The organism is Bacillus sp. EKM501B, assembly GCF_011800505.1.
GTDB classification, from domain to species: domain Bacteria; phylum Bacillota; class Bacilli; order Bacillales; family Bacillaceae_G; genus Bacillus_A; species Bacillus_A cereus.
The window spans coordinates 246,827-261,656 of sequence record NZ_JAALFZ010000004.1; the positions used below are offsets into that span (position 1 = coordinate 246,827).

A 14,830-nucleotide genomic window follows, 5' to 3' on the forward strand; every position below is an offset into this window, starting at 1 on the left:
TTACTATAAATAAAGTGATTTAAAAATTACTAATCCAACAATTTAGTAGTTCATCACTTAACTTTCTTTCTAGTAATTCCTTCACTAAAGGCATTGGCATGATTTCATAATGATTTAAGGCTTCTTTATTATAATCTATCCAGTGAAATGCTAAATGAGACTCGCTCGATTTCGGTGTTAAGTCCGTATGTAAATCTTGTGACTCTACTTCAAAAATGTGATTAATTTCATGATGGAGCACTTCTTTATCTTGCCATTGATTTTCTATGACTCCTAAAAATTGTTGTATACTACAGTTTACTCCAAGTTCTTCTCTTAACTCTCTTATTAATGCATTCTCTACTGATTCTCCAATTTCAACATGGCCACCAGGTAAAAAATAATGATGGCCAATATATTCAGCAACTAATAATTTTTCATCTTTTATCATGACTGCTCGTACAATATGATGGAATTTACTTTTCAATTGATATTCCTCCTAGTTATTCAATGTATAGTTGCTCAAAATAGTCATTTAGTATTGGTATAATATAAATCATAGGTGTTTCATACGGATGCATATCATTAATAACTTCAAGAGCATCTTTTACAAGTTCTCGTTTACACTTTATTTCAACTTTACATTCTTGCCCTTCGCATATTCGACCAATTTCTCCATTAAAAGGAGATGCCTCGTCTAAAGGTCTCCAATATCCTTTCACTGAACTATAGGAAAGACAATGGTCATATTCGCCCGTTTTACATGCTCCAATTTTATTTAATTCATCCCTTAATGTTTCAATATATTCTTCAGGAATGAATACTTCAATTTTCAATTCAGTAAATTGCATATTTCATTTCACACCTTTACTTCATAATAGTTAAACAAATAAACGATATACTTGCTCACCATCATACTCCTGTCCTAATGATATGAAACCATATCGTTCATATAGTTTCTTTGCAGAGATATTATCTTTATGTACTGTTAATCTAATTTCTTTACACGATTTAAAAGTATTTTTTATTATATTAATACTTTCTTGTAATGCTGCTTTTCCATAACCATTACCTTGCTGCGATTGATCAATAATAAATCCGTTAATCCAATACATATCTGATGTCTCTCTTACAACAGCATGCATAACAAAACCAACCATAAGGTCACCATCGTATATAGCGAGTGGTATGTACTCTACATTGTCACCATCTGGTTTTATATATACTTTAGCAAGCGAAACTGCTACGGATGGAACAAATTTCAACTGATTTTCTTTAACTTGTAGTTTTAATGCTTCTTCCCAATTTTCTCTCGTAACAACCTTTAACTGGATATTCAATATTGTAAGCTCCCTTATATAGAGGATGTATGTTTATATTCAACGTAGCGAAATAATTCCCTTTTTCGACAACGACTTATAACATAATTTTTATAAAATCTTGAATGAATTTTTCTGCATCTATTTCTAAAGCTATACGGGCTCCTTCAGATTTAGAGTTAGGGCGAAAATCAGCAAATGTTTGTCCTTTCGTATCTCCGTATGTATCTACATTCACTGTACGATGCGCAAATTCAAAAAAACTTTGGTTAACTAATCCACTTATAGCAACCACATCATGAAGCAATGGCCCTTCGATAGATGGATTAAGTTTTTGGTATGCAGAAAAATAGTAATCATACATTGGTTTCATTATCGTATGGAATGGATTCTTTGAATTAGCTTGAATATAGTCAAACACATTTGGTGTTAACACAGCTTTGTTTGTTACATTTAAAGGGAATATTAATAAATTCTTTGCTTGATGGAAAACAATTTTACTTGCTATAGGATCTCCATACACATTTGCCTCTGCTAACGGCGTAACGTTTCCTACTTCTAAAAAAACACCACCCATGAAATAGATTCCTTTTACATTTAGCATTAAATCATTCCATAAATTAAAAGCAATTGCTAACGAGGTAGATCTTCCTACATCAACAATTGTCAAATCTTTTCCGTACTTTATAAGAATCGCAGCAATACTGCCGAAATTATATATTGGAATAGATAATACATTTTCTGGAACATGGATAGGCCCTAATCCTTCTGCTCCGTGAATTTCAGGATAGTACGTAGTAATTTCTTCTGTAAGTGGTTTTGTTGCACCACTAATGACAGGAATGTCTTGTCTATTTGCTAACTGCAAAATATACGCTGCATTATGTGCAGCATGTATATGCTCAACATTTCCGTATCCAGTTACAATACCGACAATTTCAATTTCGGGATGCAGTAAGCCATACATAATGGCAAATGAGTCATCAATACCTGGGTCTCCGAAAAATAATACTTTTTCCAAGAAATACGCTCCTCTCACGAAAAAATTGAGTCATTAGTAACTATGTATATGAAAAAAGCAAGTATATCTATGCAAATTTTAGAATGGATAATGTTTTACAAAATATTAAAAAGGAACTAGCGTATGCTAATTCCTTTCTTGAGTAACCATTCTCAAATTTAATTAATTATCGTATCCTTCATAAATTGCATCATTTATTTGATTTTGTATTTTTGTATCATCAGGTACAGGTTTCCACCAATTTCCTGTAATAAATAACATAGTTAATAAATTATAACTATCACTAAAATAACTTTCTCTCTTATTCTTCATCCAATCCCAACCGCTATTTACCCACTTTTGATTATTGCTACTTGTTATACTTGCAGCAATAAACGGTGAAACAAATACAGCAGTTGAATAACTACCAATATTAGATCCATTTAATTGATAACCATCCACAATTTTAGAAGGATTTCCATTCGTTTTATTTTGAATCCACGAAGAAACTTTATCAGAAATGACTTTACTTCTTTTCTCGCCGTACATCGCATAGTCCATTACAATTCTCAATGGTACCCGACTAGCATTGTAATAATATGCATTTGTATATTCTGACTCATCTAAGAAGTCTTTAGGTGCGGGTTGAGGTGGGTTTTTTACAACGAAATCTGAAATAAGTCCTGTATTTGGAGAGTATTTATTACTAAATTGCGTATAAACACCGTACAAATTATTAATAACAGTAAGCCAAGTTTTATCACCTGTAAATTCATAAAATGCTCTAAGGTGTGACATCATCCAATCAGATGGTCTCGTATCAAGTGAACTTTTAGAATCCCAATCTCCTAAATTTAGTCGGTTATTATTTGTAACATTACTAGCTTTAATACCTTTTGTAATCATGTTTTGTGCTTCTTTCAAATAATTAACTGTTCCATTAGATCCCCACTGCTTATGAGCAAGAAGAAGAGAATACGCAATATCTAAATCTCCATCAGTAGCAGAATCAAAATGACCTTGTGCTTTTTTACTATCTGCGACAACCCATCCCATTAAATTAGGATTTTGAGAACTTTTAAAAGTTCTTGCTGTTTTAAATAAACCGTCATAGATTTTTTGAGCATTCGAATCATAACCAGCCATTAATACTGTAATTATCATCCCATACCCTTGACCTTCTGAAGTTCCAAGTGGCTTAAACCCATCTGCATCACCTGTAATCTCTCCTTTTACGTAATAACCACCAGGTAAAGAAGATAAATCATTTTTCAAATATTTCTTTTTCCAATTATCGTAGTAACTTCTTACAGAAGCATTTAAACTTTCCTGTGTAACATGATTCGGTTTTATAACACCTGCATAATTAACTTGCTGGGGAAATGGTTTCATTTCCTTTGCAGCAGCTACTTGTTGATTAACTACGGGAATAGAATTTTGTACTGAATTGTCCGTTACACTTGCTGCGAAACTAGAATTAGAAAAACTAGCTAGTCCGATTCCTACAATAGAAATACATGTGAAAATTTTTCTTTTTCCATTCATTATGTTGTCAGCTCCTTTTAAAATGCTTACTACATAAAATGTAACATACAATATTTAACTGAAATACAAAATATTATATTTATCAACATAAGAAAGAAACTATATAAAAAAGTATCTTAAAGTCATTATTGAATTACATTATACGGATTGATTATTTGCTAAATTCCCATGTTTTTCTTTTCTTAATACTGGTATATGAGCAATCACAATTCCAAGTATAGTAATCACGCCGCCAATTATCGAAACTAAAGTTGGCACTTCTCCTAACCATATCCAAGCAATGAAACACGCAGTTATTGGCGTTAAATATAGAGAACTTGTTGCTTCAGAAGCACCAGCACGAGATATAATATAGGCCAATGCAATATACGGGAGTACTGTTGGAAAGACACCTAAATATATAACGCTCAAGTTAACTTCAAGAGGAGCTGCTAGTATTTCTTGATAAACTCCAGGTAAGAAAATAAGCATACATATAGTACTAGACAAAATTGTATATATGGTAAATGGTAAGAAGCCGTATTTTTTTAAGTAAGATGTTTGGAAAACGAAAAATAGACTTTCTGAAATTGCCGCTAATAATATAAATAATCCCCCGCTATTTAATTGAATAGCGTCGCCTTGGCTAAATGAAATTAAGGCAATTCCTGCAAAACTCATTACACCACCGATCCAGCCATTTAATTTCATTTTTTCATTCAAAAAAACAAAAGCAAGAATTGCCGTCACTATTGGAGTGACTGAAATTATTAAACTTGCAGATCCAGCATTTACTGTTTTTTCGCCGTAGTTTAATGCGATGTGATAAATAGTAAACCCTAAAGCACCAAATATAAAAAATGCTGGGATATCCTTTAAATCCGGTAGTCGTAGTTTGTATATAAATGAAAATAACAAAAGTATAAATGAAGCGATTAATAAGCGTAGTAAAGTAAGGTGTTCAGGCGTATAAGATTCAAGCCCCATACGAATTGCTGGAAAAGCAGTTCCCCATATAAGAATTGTAAAAGCGTGAGCACATATAATGCGTAAATCCCATTTTTTATTATGCATGTTTTCTCTCCCTCCCTAATAAACCAACCATTTTTAAATTACCAATTATTTCTTTTCATCATATTTAATAGTTGATACAATGTCTTCAACCAGTTATTTATCGGAAAAACCAACCACTTTGAATCTTTTAAATAAACGAGGGAGTTTTTTTATATGACAAACGATAAAAAAGTGCCCAAATATCGGCAGATAATAGACTATATGAAAGAAAAAATTGAAAACGGAGAATGGCCAATTGGAAGTAAAATCCCTAGTCAGCGGCAGTTAGCAAAATTATTTCATGTAAATCGAAGTACTGTAATAACTGCGCTAGATGAACTTATGGCAGATGGTTTAATTCAAGGACAAATCGGAGCAGGAACAATTGTAACAAATAATACATGGTCATTATTAGCAACTAATCCCCCGCCCGATTGGAGTGAATATGTAAAGGCCGGTATTCATAAACCAAGTAAGTTAATGGTGCGAGAAATAAATGAAGCAGAAGCAAATAAAACGCTTATCCATCTTAGTAAAGGTGAACTTGCACCTCATCTTTTTCCGCTCGAAACTATGCAATCTATAATAAAAAACGTCAGTGAGGAATTAGATTATTTCGGATACGAAGAACAAAAAGGTTTTTATCCGTTACGTGAAGCAATAAGCAAATACGTAAAATCATTTGGAATACATGCATCACCGGGTTCTATATTAATAGTCTCGGGTGCACTCCAAGCATTACAATTAATATCAATTGGTCTTTTACATAGAAAATCAACTGTTTTACTTGAACAACCTTCTTACTTATATTCACTTCATGTTTTTCAATCAGCAAATATAAACTTATCCGGTATATCAATGGATCATCACGGTATTTTACCTAACGACTTGTTAAAACAAATTAAATATAGTCAAAAGAATAATATTTTATACTCAATCCCTTGTTTTCAAAATCCAACGGGGATATTGATGTCCAAAGAGCGAAGAAAAGAAATATTAAAAATATGTAAAAAAGAGCAGTTGCCTATCATCGAGGATGATATTTACCGAGAGTTATGGATTGATGAATCACCTCCAGCTCCTTTAAAGTCAATAGATAAACATGGACATGTATTATATATTGGTAGTCTCTCTAAAACACTTAGCCCTGGACTTAGAATTGGATGGATAATTGGACCAGAACCTGTTATTGATAGATTGTCAGATATAAAAATGCAAACAGACTATGGATCAAGCTCTTTATCTCAAAGAGTAGCTGCTGAATGGATAAATGAAGGTTTTTATGAAGAACATGTAGCAAACGTAAGAATGCACCTGAAAAAACGAAGACAAATAATGATACGAGCTTTAAATAAATATTGTGCAGATATTGCATCGTGGGATATTCCTAGTGGTGGAGTTTTTATATGGCTAAAGGTTGTACATAACATTCCGATGAAAAAACTATTTTCAGAGGCACTATCAAAAGGAATTCTTTTAAACCCGGGACGTATTTATGAAGAAGAATCAGATCAGTACATTCGTTTATCATATGGATATGCTTCTCCAGAACAAATGACTAACGGAATTAAATTGCTCAGTGAATTAATTCGGAAGTTAACGGCATAAAAAAATCCTCTTTTGTTTTTGGAGGATTTTTTTACGTATTTTATTTACCACAATTTCATTTCCTGCCCTAATAAAATAAGTTCTTCATAAGGATCTCCGTCAATATTTAATACTTGAGCAAAAGCAGGTTCTGTTTTTAAACCTTGTTCCTTTAAGTGAATAACTTCTTCCCTTATATGAGGATGCTGCATTAATAACATGTGCTCCACTATCATATGTCTATATGCATTTTGATTACGCACTGGCTTAGATTGAGCAAATAATTCAAATTCAAAACCTTCGAATTCAAAATTCACCTTTATCGATTCAGTACCTTTCATTTTTTTCTTTTTTATGTTGAACCCTCTATAAGAACCATATAAAGATCTCATTTCTTGCTCACAAACATCAAAGTTATATACTTCCATTACAATATCTAAGTCAGATTGAGGAGTATCAATTCTTATCGGGATTGTCCCGCAAAGAACGGGATTATATAAAGCTAAATCCTCCATTATGTTTAGGCTATTCAAAACATCATATATTTTTTGTTGCTTGTCATTGCCCGATTGTAAATATGTAATAGATGTAAACATGGAAGTCTCTCCTTCATTTCACGTAATACGTGTCTCACTAAACTCAAGAAAAATTTGTCCGTTTAAACTTGTTCTTGAAGTACCTTTACTTCAATATATTAAAGTGAATAAACAATATGTTTCAACTTTTCTCCTATGCTGCAATACTATAAAAATAAAAAGGGAGGAATTATGATGAGCATTTTCAACATTCTTTTAACCATCCACATATTATTTGGAACGATATGTTTAATAACTGGGATAATAGCGATGGTTGCTCAAAAGAAGAAAGGTAAACATACGGAATGGGGTGAAATATATCACGCATCCTATGTCGTTATCACCGTTACTGCCATTATATTATCCATTATAAACTGGGATAAAATCGCATATTTATTTTATGTAGCAATCTTCTCTTATTCATTTGCGATTTATGGATACCTTGCACGAAAAAAACGTTGGAAAAATTGGCTCCATCACCATATTAGAGGTATGTTAGGCTCTTATATCGGTGCTGTTACTGCACTTTTAGTAAATGTCGGTATTCATATTCCCTTAATTAATTTATTGCCGCCTATATGGTTTTGGTTTTTACCTACATTAATCGGTATTCCTCTCGTAGCCAGTGTATCAAAAAAATATAAAAAGCGTAGTTAAACTTCATTACATTTTCGTTACTTTCTGATGATTATTATGAAAAATCATACTCAATGTAATATTTTATTTATAAATTCAAGATCGTATTGCTTTAAGTTAGTCACTTAGCGCTAAATAAGAAGAATCCAATAACAGTATTGGATTCTTTTTCAAATTTCATTTCAATATCGGCTTTATGCATTCAATGATCTTACCATTTGGACCAAAAACCATCTTTGTATACTTGTGGGTACTTGTTTTATTGGTTCAGTGATAATTACACCATTATAGTTTAAGATTGTAATAACGAATGTAAACGATCCGGGTAATTCGTAAACATCCCATCAACGCCCCATAAAAGTAACTTTTTCATATCTTTTTCATTATCTACAGTAAATGGATGAACTTCTAATCCGTGTTTCTTTATTCTCTTTACATAAGCGGAATCAATATATTTATAGTTCATCCCAAGACCGATGCAGTATGTTTTATACTTTTTTATCTCTAATTCAGTTAATTGAACTGCCTTTTTGTAAGGTAGTAATTGTACTAGCGGTAAAGTAACATCTAAACTATGAATTTTTTGCAGACTTTCTTCACTAAATGATTGAATAATAACGTTATCACTTATTTCGTAGTGCTTTATAATTTCTAATAGCTTCTCTTCCATACCAGCGTATTCATCTGGTGATTTTGTTTCAATATAATAGTTTGCACCATTCCCGAACGTTTCAATAATTTCTTCTAGTGTTGGGACTTTAGCATCTTCAAAGTCTTTCTTTGCTAAACTTGGATGCTTTTCATTGAAAAAAGAACCTGCATTAAGTTTCTTTATTTCTTCTAATGTATGTTCCTTAACTAGACCCGTACCATTTGTAGTGCGGTTTACTGTTTCATCATGCATAGCTACTAAATGTCCGTCTTTTGTCATTTGAAGATCAATTTCTATATAATCTCCTTTTAATTGTTGTCCTAATTTATACGCTGCTATTGTATGTTCCGGCGCATACGCAGAAGCGCCTCTATGTGCAATGTTTTTTATATGATTTGCTTGATTAATAGCTTTCGTGTACTTACGTTCATCTACTTTATGTAAAACGAAAGTACCTAGTAATATAATGGTGCAAATGATTGTAATGATATATATCTTTTTCATAATGATGTATTAACTCCTACATGAAAGCAATTTGGATCGAATAATTTATTCAATTAAATGTCGATTTTCAAATACAGTCATTTGTCCAACAGATTGAAAACCAGCCTTTTTATAAATATTAATCCCATCAGGTGAAGCTTGTAATACGCATTGAGCAACTTTCAATTGTTTTGCTTCTTGCAGCAAGTAATTAAACATAGTGGAGCCAAATCCTTGCCCTCGCATTTTTTCTTTAGTTGCTATATCATAAATACCAATACTATCTTTTGTACATACTAATGAACCAACAGATACGACTTCATCTTTAAAAATCCCTAAATATAGTTTCATATTTTCACTATTCCATAAATCGAAAGAAGCAGTTTCATTATAAAATGTTTGCACATGTATACCTTCCTCTGATGTACCAAATAGATTAGCTAACGTTTCCCCAAACTTTTTAATTTGTCCTAACGAAGATGCTCTTTGTATCGTAAAACCTTCTGGCATTTTTATTGTTGGTTGAATTGTCTTTAAGTCTGCTACCATCGCAATATTTTGTTCTGCTTCTTTTAAGCCAAGTTTTATTAATTCGTTTTTTATAGCCTGTTCATAGCTATTATCCCAAAACCAAACACACATTGGAAACTTCTTTTTATTATAGTTGTTTATCACTTTATATAATTTCTCAATGTCTTCCGTTACATCATTGTTTAGTAAAGTAATGATATTAAATGTATCTGCAGGTAAACCACAATCTACAGCAATGTAGTCCTTCGTTTCTTTTACATTCATTCCATGTACATGACGCGCAATATATGACGTTTTATATGTGAAGTTATCTATTAATAACTGTTTATAATTCATTCTTTTTTCTCCTTTCATAAAAATTCGTATTCAAATCGTTCAGTATTAAATATAACATATACGAAATGTAACTATTTCTATAAAAATATCTCTATAAATCACTCTATACGCTCTGAAAGAATTAAAAATGATATAACGTTGTCGGAATGAAAAAAGTGGTATATAATAAATATTAACATTACTAGTAATTATTTTAGGTATTCCTAGAATAAAGGAGCGATACATATGAAAATTACTATTTATTTCGGAAGTCATGAAGATCAAGATGTTCGTACTATGGACTGTCATTTAGATGTAGAAGATACAGAAGAGATTGTTTCTGTATCATAATATAAATTGTAGGGATGAACCCTCTTCCCTACAGCGTTTAAGGCACCCTTTACAGGTGTCTTTTTTGTTGTTTTTTTCGTCAAAAACCCTTTACTTTATAGCGTTTTAATAGTAAAATATAAATATACGAACAAACGTTCTTTTTATTTTAATTGTACATGAAGGGATGATTTTTACAATGGCTCAAGCAAAGCGCAGAGGAAGAAAAAAGCAAACACCTATCATTTCAAATACAGGCTTTATCGGCTCTGTCTTTATTGATACATTGGAGTTACAAAAGAAATCCTATTATTTCGCTCGTAAAAAACTTCAAATTGTTCATCACGTACTTGATGGCCTCTCTGGGGCAACAAGTTCTCTATTTAAAGAACATAACATTTCAGCATACATGTCATGTGTGTATTTACATAAACAAAAGAAAATCGGCTTTGTTCTTTCAACGAAACCATTTGAACAAAGTGATGGTATTGCTTATTTTGTAAATTATTTAATCGAAAAGAATTTTTACGGTAATGATGAAGAAGTAGAATATCAAGAAGTATTTAATACAGGTTTTATTGGTGTAGTATTCGCTGATTTATGTAGTATAGATCGCTTTAATTTCGAGTTTGAAATGGGTATGTTAACGAAATTAATGAAAGATATGATTATTCCGGTTAAAGAACTCTTTTTACGCCACAATGTACCGGCTTACATCTCCACTTCTCATTTAGAAGAACAAAACAAATTAGGTTTCGTTTTATCTGTAAAACCGTATGATGAACGTGCAGAAGCAGATTTATATTTTGAAGCGTATTTAAAAGAGCGCGGGTTATTTATTGGTGATGAAGAAGATGATATTGATAAGATTGTTATTAGAAAAACAGCTGAATTACGATAGAAAAGCGCAGGATGCTGATCCTGCGCTTTTTAAGTTACGTTAAACACTATAATCTTTTGAATGAATTTCTAAATTTAACTTATTTGCTAAAATTTTATTCAAAGTAAAAAATACAATCCCTCCTGCAATGGGAAGCGTGTAGGCTGGAATGAAATTTAATAACAGTCCTGATATTGCAAGTGCTATTGGCTGCATTATTTTACCTAAGCTTAATCCAATACTAAGAACTCTTCCTCTATATTCTTCAGGAATCTCATTTTGCATGAAATACATTAAAGGAATATCAATTTGTGCTATCATAAATCCTAAAAAGAACATAATCATGCAATACGTAGTAACATATACCAAATTATTTACTACAATAGGTTTAAATAAAACAGGTATTCCTGAAACTATCATAAAAATTGCCAACATAAAACTTATTTTTTTCAATAGATAAGAATAAGAAAAACAATCAGTTATCTTTTTTACTAATATTGCACCAACTATCATACCTATCGGAAAAGTCCCTTGAATCATACCAAATTGCTTAGAATTAAGATTGAGAACTGTGTTAATAATGTATGGCAACGGAACGGTTACAGCAAAGCCTAAAAAGAAATTAAGTGAAATTAAAATACTAAAAGTATTTTTTAAGCTTTTCCGCTCCAATAAGTAAGAGTATCCCTCCTTTATATCTTCAATAAAATTAATTTCTCTAATTGAACATTCCTCATTTATGTTTTGCTCGCACAATTTAAAGTTTATAAACAATATGGATATAGCCGAAAGGATAAATGAAATACCGTTAATAATGATAAAAGTTTTTATATCCAAGATTGCAAAAACAATGCCCCCTAACATAGGCCCTAAAATTAAAGATATAGAATCGATAATTTTACTTATAGAATTAATACTCATTAACCGTTCTTTAGTAACCATATTCGGTTTTACGGCCTCTAATCCTATTCCAAAAAACGTTGTAAATACTGTCATAAGAAGGGTAGTAGTATAAATAATGAATAAGTTTAATCCATAATAGTTGCTTAATATATAAACAGTTATTAATAAGCACCCGCTTAATACATCCATGCAAACGACGAGTTTCTTTTTATCAACCTTATCAGCAATGACACCGGCAAATGGATTCATAACAATCATTGGAATCGTTCCTAATATGAGCGTAATCGCAAAATTTAACGCAGATCCGGTTATTTGTAAAACATACAATCCTAATGCAAAACTATAAATAGAGCTACCGAATAGTGATACTGTTTTTGCAATTGAATATAAACAAATATTTCTTAGTTCTTGGTTTCTTTTTTTATTTTCTATATGTAATCGTAAACTTCCCATCACTTTCCCCTCACTTTTCTTTGTATTACATAAAGTGTAAATTCTCGGGTTAACCCAATATCAATACACTATGTTTAAAAATTACTACAAAGAAATGAAAAAAGATGGGGTTAACCCCGTGCACATCAACTGAAGATATTAGTGCATCCTACAACGATAAAAAATAAAATAATTAATAAGATCACATGTACAAATGCTAATTTTTTATTGAAATCTAAAAAGTAATATGGTATCTTCTATTACATTGATTAATTACATATGAGAATCATGTATAACTCCAAGAATATGGCTTGGGGGTCTCTACCAGGAACCCAAAACTCCTGACTACAAAATGCGTATTATAGCGTTTGTAGTCAGGAGTTTTTTTGTTCTAAGGTAAATAATGACGAGAAGGGATTACAAAAAATGAATTTCAAAGTATTTATATTAGCTTTAGCAACGATAGCGGTAGGTCTTGTAGAGCTTATCGTTGGAGGAATATTGCCAGACATCGCTAAAGATTTTAATGTTTCATTAAGTTCCGCTGGTCAATTAATTACAATTTTCGCCTTTACTTATGCAATAGCAGGTCCTGTATTATTGATTTTCACAAGTAAAGTGGAAAGAAAAAAATTATATATTATTTCACTTTACATTTTTCTAATTGGTAATCTACTTACTTATTTTAGTCCGAGCTTTACTTTTATGATGATAGCAAGAATTTTAACTGCTATGAGTACTGCTTTAGTTGTAGTACTTTCCCTAACAATTGCAGCTAAAATTGTTAATCCCGCTTATCGAGCAAAAGCATTAGGATTAATTTATATGGGTATTAGCTCTTCACTTGTACTAGGAGTACCACTAGGCATATTAATTTCAAACACATTTGGCTGGAGAATTATTTTTTTATGTATAGCTATTTTATCATTGGGGTCTATTATCTTAATTTCAGTATTTTTAGATAAAATACCTGGAGAGGAAAACCGAACTCCTTTATCTATCCAATTAAAGGCCGTTTGTAGTCTTAAACTAGGATCTGCCCATCTAGCTACCATGTTTATGTTAGCAGGACACTATACTCTATATGCTTATTTTACTCCTTTTTTAGAAAATAAGTTTCACCTAAGCCCTTATTGGATTAGCATATTTTATTTAGTGTTTGGTATAGCTGCAGTAAGTGGAGGAGCGTTTGGCGGTGTATTATCAGATAAAATAGGCGCTCAAAAAAGTATTGTGATAGTTATTACTCTATTTGCTCTAATCTTATTTATATTACCGTTTACGGCAGTTTCTATTATCCTATTTATTCCTGTTATGATAGTTTGGGCTGCATTGAGTTGGGGGCTTGCACCACCTCAACAAAGTTATTTAATCCAAACTGCCCCGGATACGTCAGATATACAGCAAAGTTTTAATAATTCAGCCCTACAAATAGGAATTTCACTCGGCTCTGCAGTTGGAGGTATAGCTTTAAAACAAGTACATAATGTCGCCAATATGGCCTGGGTTGGTGGATCTTTAGTTTTATTATCTTTAGGTTTGGCTATCTTTTCTCTTACTAGACATACACCGACAAGAGACTGTCCAGTGAGTGCTAAATATGTAGATTAACATTCTCCTTTTCTTTAAATCACAAAAAGTATAAATCAACATAAAAAGTCCAGTTTTATAACCGGACTTTTTATGTTGAGGTTAACCCCATCTTTTTCCTAAAAATGAATATGTATAAATTTCTTCACCTTGAACAAAGAAATCCTCGTACTTTCCGCCTTGTTTCAAATAATTTGAAGTACTTTCATCAATCGATTGAAACTGTAGATTTTGGATTTCTTTCGTTACTTTTACAGATGTAAAATTCTCTCTGAGTCTAGGTGCAATTTGGCTATTTATACTAAATTTATTAAATAAAATAAACGAACTTAATAAATAACTATTGTGTTTAAAAAGAGAATTTAATTCGCACAATAAGAACTCCTCATGTTCAAAACTATAATTACTTGTACCTGATTGATCAATTACAATATCAATAGAATAATTCTGAATAGGTATGTTTAGAAAATCGGCACAGATAAATACAATATTTCTTTTCACATTTCTTCTCTCAATTACATCTTTTAAAAGTAAAAGTTTATTCAAATCTCGATCAACAGCAATATATAAACACTCTTCCGGTAGTTCTTCATAAATATTTCGTAAAAAGAATCCAATACCAGATCCTAAATCAAGTAGTATTTTTTCATTTTATATATTTGTTTATACATACTTCTTTATTATTTTAAAAAATCCTTTCATCGCCCTATACAAAATTATTTATACTATGAAAAAGATGTAATTAATTTTAGGGTTCCGCCACATACCCATTAAGCTAAGCTTATATAAGTTTAGCTACTCCTTTTTTAATCTTGAATTTAAAAAAGAGTAGCAGGTAGTACGTTTATGTCTATATATCTAAAAACTGTGAATTCATGTATGAATTAAAAACTGCGGCGTAAGTACTACAGTTTCTTCCTTTTTCATTGAGTTTAAAATATTTAAGGTTCCGCACTTTTATTGTAGAGGACTTGTACTACGCGTTCATAACAATTTTATAGACATTTAGGATTTTGTTTTATGGGAAGCATTCTTGCTGTG

Annotated in this window: 14 protein-coding genes, 1 pseudogene and 1 riboswitch; of the genes and pseudogenes, 4 read left to right on the forward strand and 11 right to left on the reverse strand. The window is 31.5% G+C overall.

Going from position 1 to position 14,830, the window contains the following annotated elements:
- Positions 1 to 19: 19 nt before the first annotated feature.
- The 6 genes from HFD78_RS12250 to HFD78_RS12275 all read right to left on the reverse strand — a co-directional run bounded on the left by HFD78_RS12250 (position 20) and on the right by HFD78_RS12275 (position 4,896).
- Positions 20 to 466, reverse strand: a complete 447-nt coding sequence (locus HFD78_RS12250; protein ID WP_000836836.1) for an NUDIX domain-containing protein — start codon at positions 464 to 466, stop codon at positions 20 to 22.
- A 16-nt stretch (positions 467 to 482) separates the two neighbouring features.
- Entirely contained in the window at positions 483 to 830 is a 348-nt protein-coding gene (cutA, locus tag HFD78_RS12255; protein WP_001160775.1) for a divalent cation tolerance protein CutA, read from the reverse strand.
- 30 nt (positions 831 to 860) lie between these two features.
- Entirely contained in the window at positions 861 to 1,319 is a 459-nt protein-coding gene (locus tag HFD78_RS12260) for a GNAT family N-acetyltransferase (protein WP_001025615.1), read from the reverse strand.
- A 76-nt stretch (positions 1,320 to 1,395) separates the two neighbouring features.
- Positions 1,396 to 2,319 (reverse strand): nucleoside hydrolase, encoded by a 924-nt coding sequence (locus HFD78_RS12265; RefSeq protein ID WP_000416779.1) that lies wholly within the window; start codon positions 2,317 to 2,319, stop codon positions 1,396 to 1,398.
- A gap of 162 nt (positions 2,320 to 2,481) precedes the next feature.
- On the reverse strand, positions 2,482 to 3,843 hold the full coding sequence (locus HFD78_RS12270; protein WP_001013601.1) for a family 8 glycosyl hydrolase: 1,362 nt from the start codon (positions 3,841 to 3,843) through the stop codon (positions 2,482 to 2,484).
- 138 nt (positions 3,844 to 3,981) lie between these two features.
- Entirely contained in the window at positions 3,982 to 4,896 is a 915-nt protein-coding gene (locus HFD78_RS12275) for a DMT family transporter (RefSeq protein WP_000551611.1), read from the reverse strand.
- 153 nt (positions 4,897 to 5,049) lie between these two features.
- Here HFD78_RS12275 and norG point away from each other — a divergent pair, with 153 nt between their 5' ends.
- A complete protein-coding gene (gene norG, locus HFD78_RS12280) occupies positions 5,050 to 6,483 on the forward strand; it encodes an efflux pump transcription regulator NorG (protein WP_000180304.1) in 1,434 nt (477 codons plus the stop codon).
- A 44-nt stretch (positions 6,484 to 6,527) separates the two neighbouring features.
- On the opposite strand, the gene HFD78_RS12285 is transcribed toward norG, so the two are convergent.
- Complete coding sequence (locus tag HFD78_RS12285; RefSeq protein ID WP_098204898.1) at positions 6,528 to 7,058, reverse strand: DUF4269 domain-containing protein; 531 nt, start codon at positions 7,056 to 7,058, stop codon at positions 6,528 to 6,530.
- 174 nt (positions 7,059 to 7,232) lie between these two features.
- Here HFD78_RS12285 and HFD78_RS12290 point away from each other — a divergent pair, with 174 nt between their 5' ends.
- Positions 7,233 to 7,694, forward strand: coding sequence for a DUF2306 domain-containing protein (locus HFD78_RS12290; RefSeq protein ID WP_000021728.1), 462 nt, complete (start codon positions 7,233 to 7,235; stop codon positions 7,692 to 7,694).
- Positions 7,695 to 7,965: 271 nt separating this feature from the next.
- Here HFD78_RS12290 and HFD78_RS12295 read toward each other — a convergent pair whose 3' ends face one another.
- Both HFD78_RS12295 and HFD78_RS12300 read right to left on the reverse strand, forming a co-directional pair.
- Positions 7,966 to 8,829 (reverse strand): glycerophosphodiester phosphodiesterase, encoded by an 864-nt coding sequence (locus HFD78_RS12295; RefSeq protein ID WP_000725521.1) that lies wholly within the window; start codon positions 8,827 to 8,829, stop codon positions 7,966 to 7,968.
- Positions 8,830 to 8,874: 45 nt separating this feature from the next.
- Positions 8,875 to 9,675, reverse strand: coding sequence for a GNAT family N-acetyltransferase (locus HFD78_RS12300; RefSeq protein WP_001107075.1), 801 nt, complete (start codon positions 9,673 to 9,675; stop codon positions 8,875 to 8,877).
- A 496-nt stretch (positions 9,676 to 10,171) separates the two neighbouring features.
- Between HFD78_RS12300 and HFD78_RS12305 the strand changes: the two genes are divergently transcribed.
- The gene (locus HFD78_RS12305; RefSeq protein ID WP_002196556.1) at positions 10,172 to 10,885 is read left to right on the forward strand and encodes a hypothetical protein; all 714 of its coding nucleotides are present in this window, start codon (positions 10,172 to 10,174) and stop codon (positions 10,883 to 10,885) included.
- A gap of 39 nt (positions 10,886 to 10,924) precedes the next feature.
- On the opposite strand, the gene HFD78_RS12310 is transcribed toward HFD78_RS12305, so the two are convergent.
- Positions 10,925 to 12,220, reverse strand: coding sequence for an MFS transporter (locus HFD78_RS12310; RefSeq protein WP_000535170.1), 1,296 nt, complete (start codon positions 12,218 to 12,220; stop codon positions 10,925 to 10,927).
- Between the two features lie 247 nt (positions 12,221 to 12,467).
- A riboswitch (purine riboswitch) is annotated at positions 12,468 to 12,567 on the forward strand.
- A 58-nt stretch (positions 12,568 to 12,625) separates the two neighbouring features.
- On the opposite strand from HFD78_RS12310, the gene HFD78_RS12315 reads away from it, so the two are divergent.
- Entirely contained in the window at positions 12,626 to 13,810 is a 1,185-nt protein-coding gene (locus HFD78_RS12315; protein WP_001009826.1) for an MFS transporter, read from the forward strand.
- 81 nt (positions 13,811 to 13,891) lie between these two features.
- Here the strand turns inward: HFD78_RS12315 and HFD78_RS12320 are convergent.
- A pseudogene (locus tag HFD78_RS12320) lies at positions 13,892 to 14,440 on the reverse strand (class I SAM-dependent methyltransferase); the annotation flags it as partial.
- Between the last annotated feature and the right edge of the window lie 390 nt (positions 14,441 to 14,830).

Bases quoted from the DNA above. Each gene is read 5' to 3' on its own strand.
- HFD78_RS12315 (WP_001009826.1), top strand. From the start codon at position 12,626: ATGAATTTCAAAGTATTTATATTAGCTTTAGCAACGATAGCGGTAGGT.
- HFD78_RS12310 (WP_000535170.1), bottom strand. From the start codon at position 12,220: ATGGGAAGTTTACGATTACATATAGAAAATAAAAAAAGAAACCAAGAA.
- HFD78_RS12275 (WP_000551611.1), bottom strand. From the start codon at position 4,896: ATGCATAATAAAAAATGGGATTTACGCATTATATGTGCTCACGCTTTT.
- HFD78_RS12305 (WP_002196556.1), top strand. From the start codon at position 10,172: ATGATTTTTACAATGGCTCAAGCAAAGCGCAGAGGAAGAAAAAAGCAA.
- HFD78_RS12295 (WP_000725521.1), bottom strand. From the start codon at position 8,829: ATGAAAAAGATATATATCATTACAATCATTTGCACCATTATATTACTA.
- HFD78_RS12300 (WP_001107075.1), bottom strand. From the start codon at position 9,675: ATGAATTATAAACAGTTATTAATAGATAACTTCACATATAAAACGTCA.
- norG (WP_000180304.1), top strand. From the start codon at position 5,050: ATGACAAACGATAAAAAAGTGCCCAAATATCGGCAGATAATAGACTAT.
- HFD78_RS12270 (WP_001013601.1), bottom strand. From the start codon at position 3,843: ATGAATGGAAAAAGAAAAATTTTCACATGTATTTCTATTGTAGGAATC.
- HFD78_RS12285 (WP_098204898.1), bottom strand. From the start codon at position 7,058: ATGTTTACATCTATTACATATTTACAATCGGGCAATGACAAGCAACAA.
- HFD78_RS12290 (WP_000021728.1), top strand. From the start codon at position 7,233: ATGAGCATTTTCAACATTCTTTTAACCATCCACATATTATTTGGAACG.
- cutA (WP_001160775.1), bottom strand. From the start codon at position 830: ATGCAATTTACTGAATTGAAAATTGAAGTATTCATTCCTGAAGAATAT.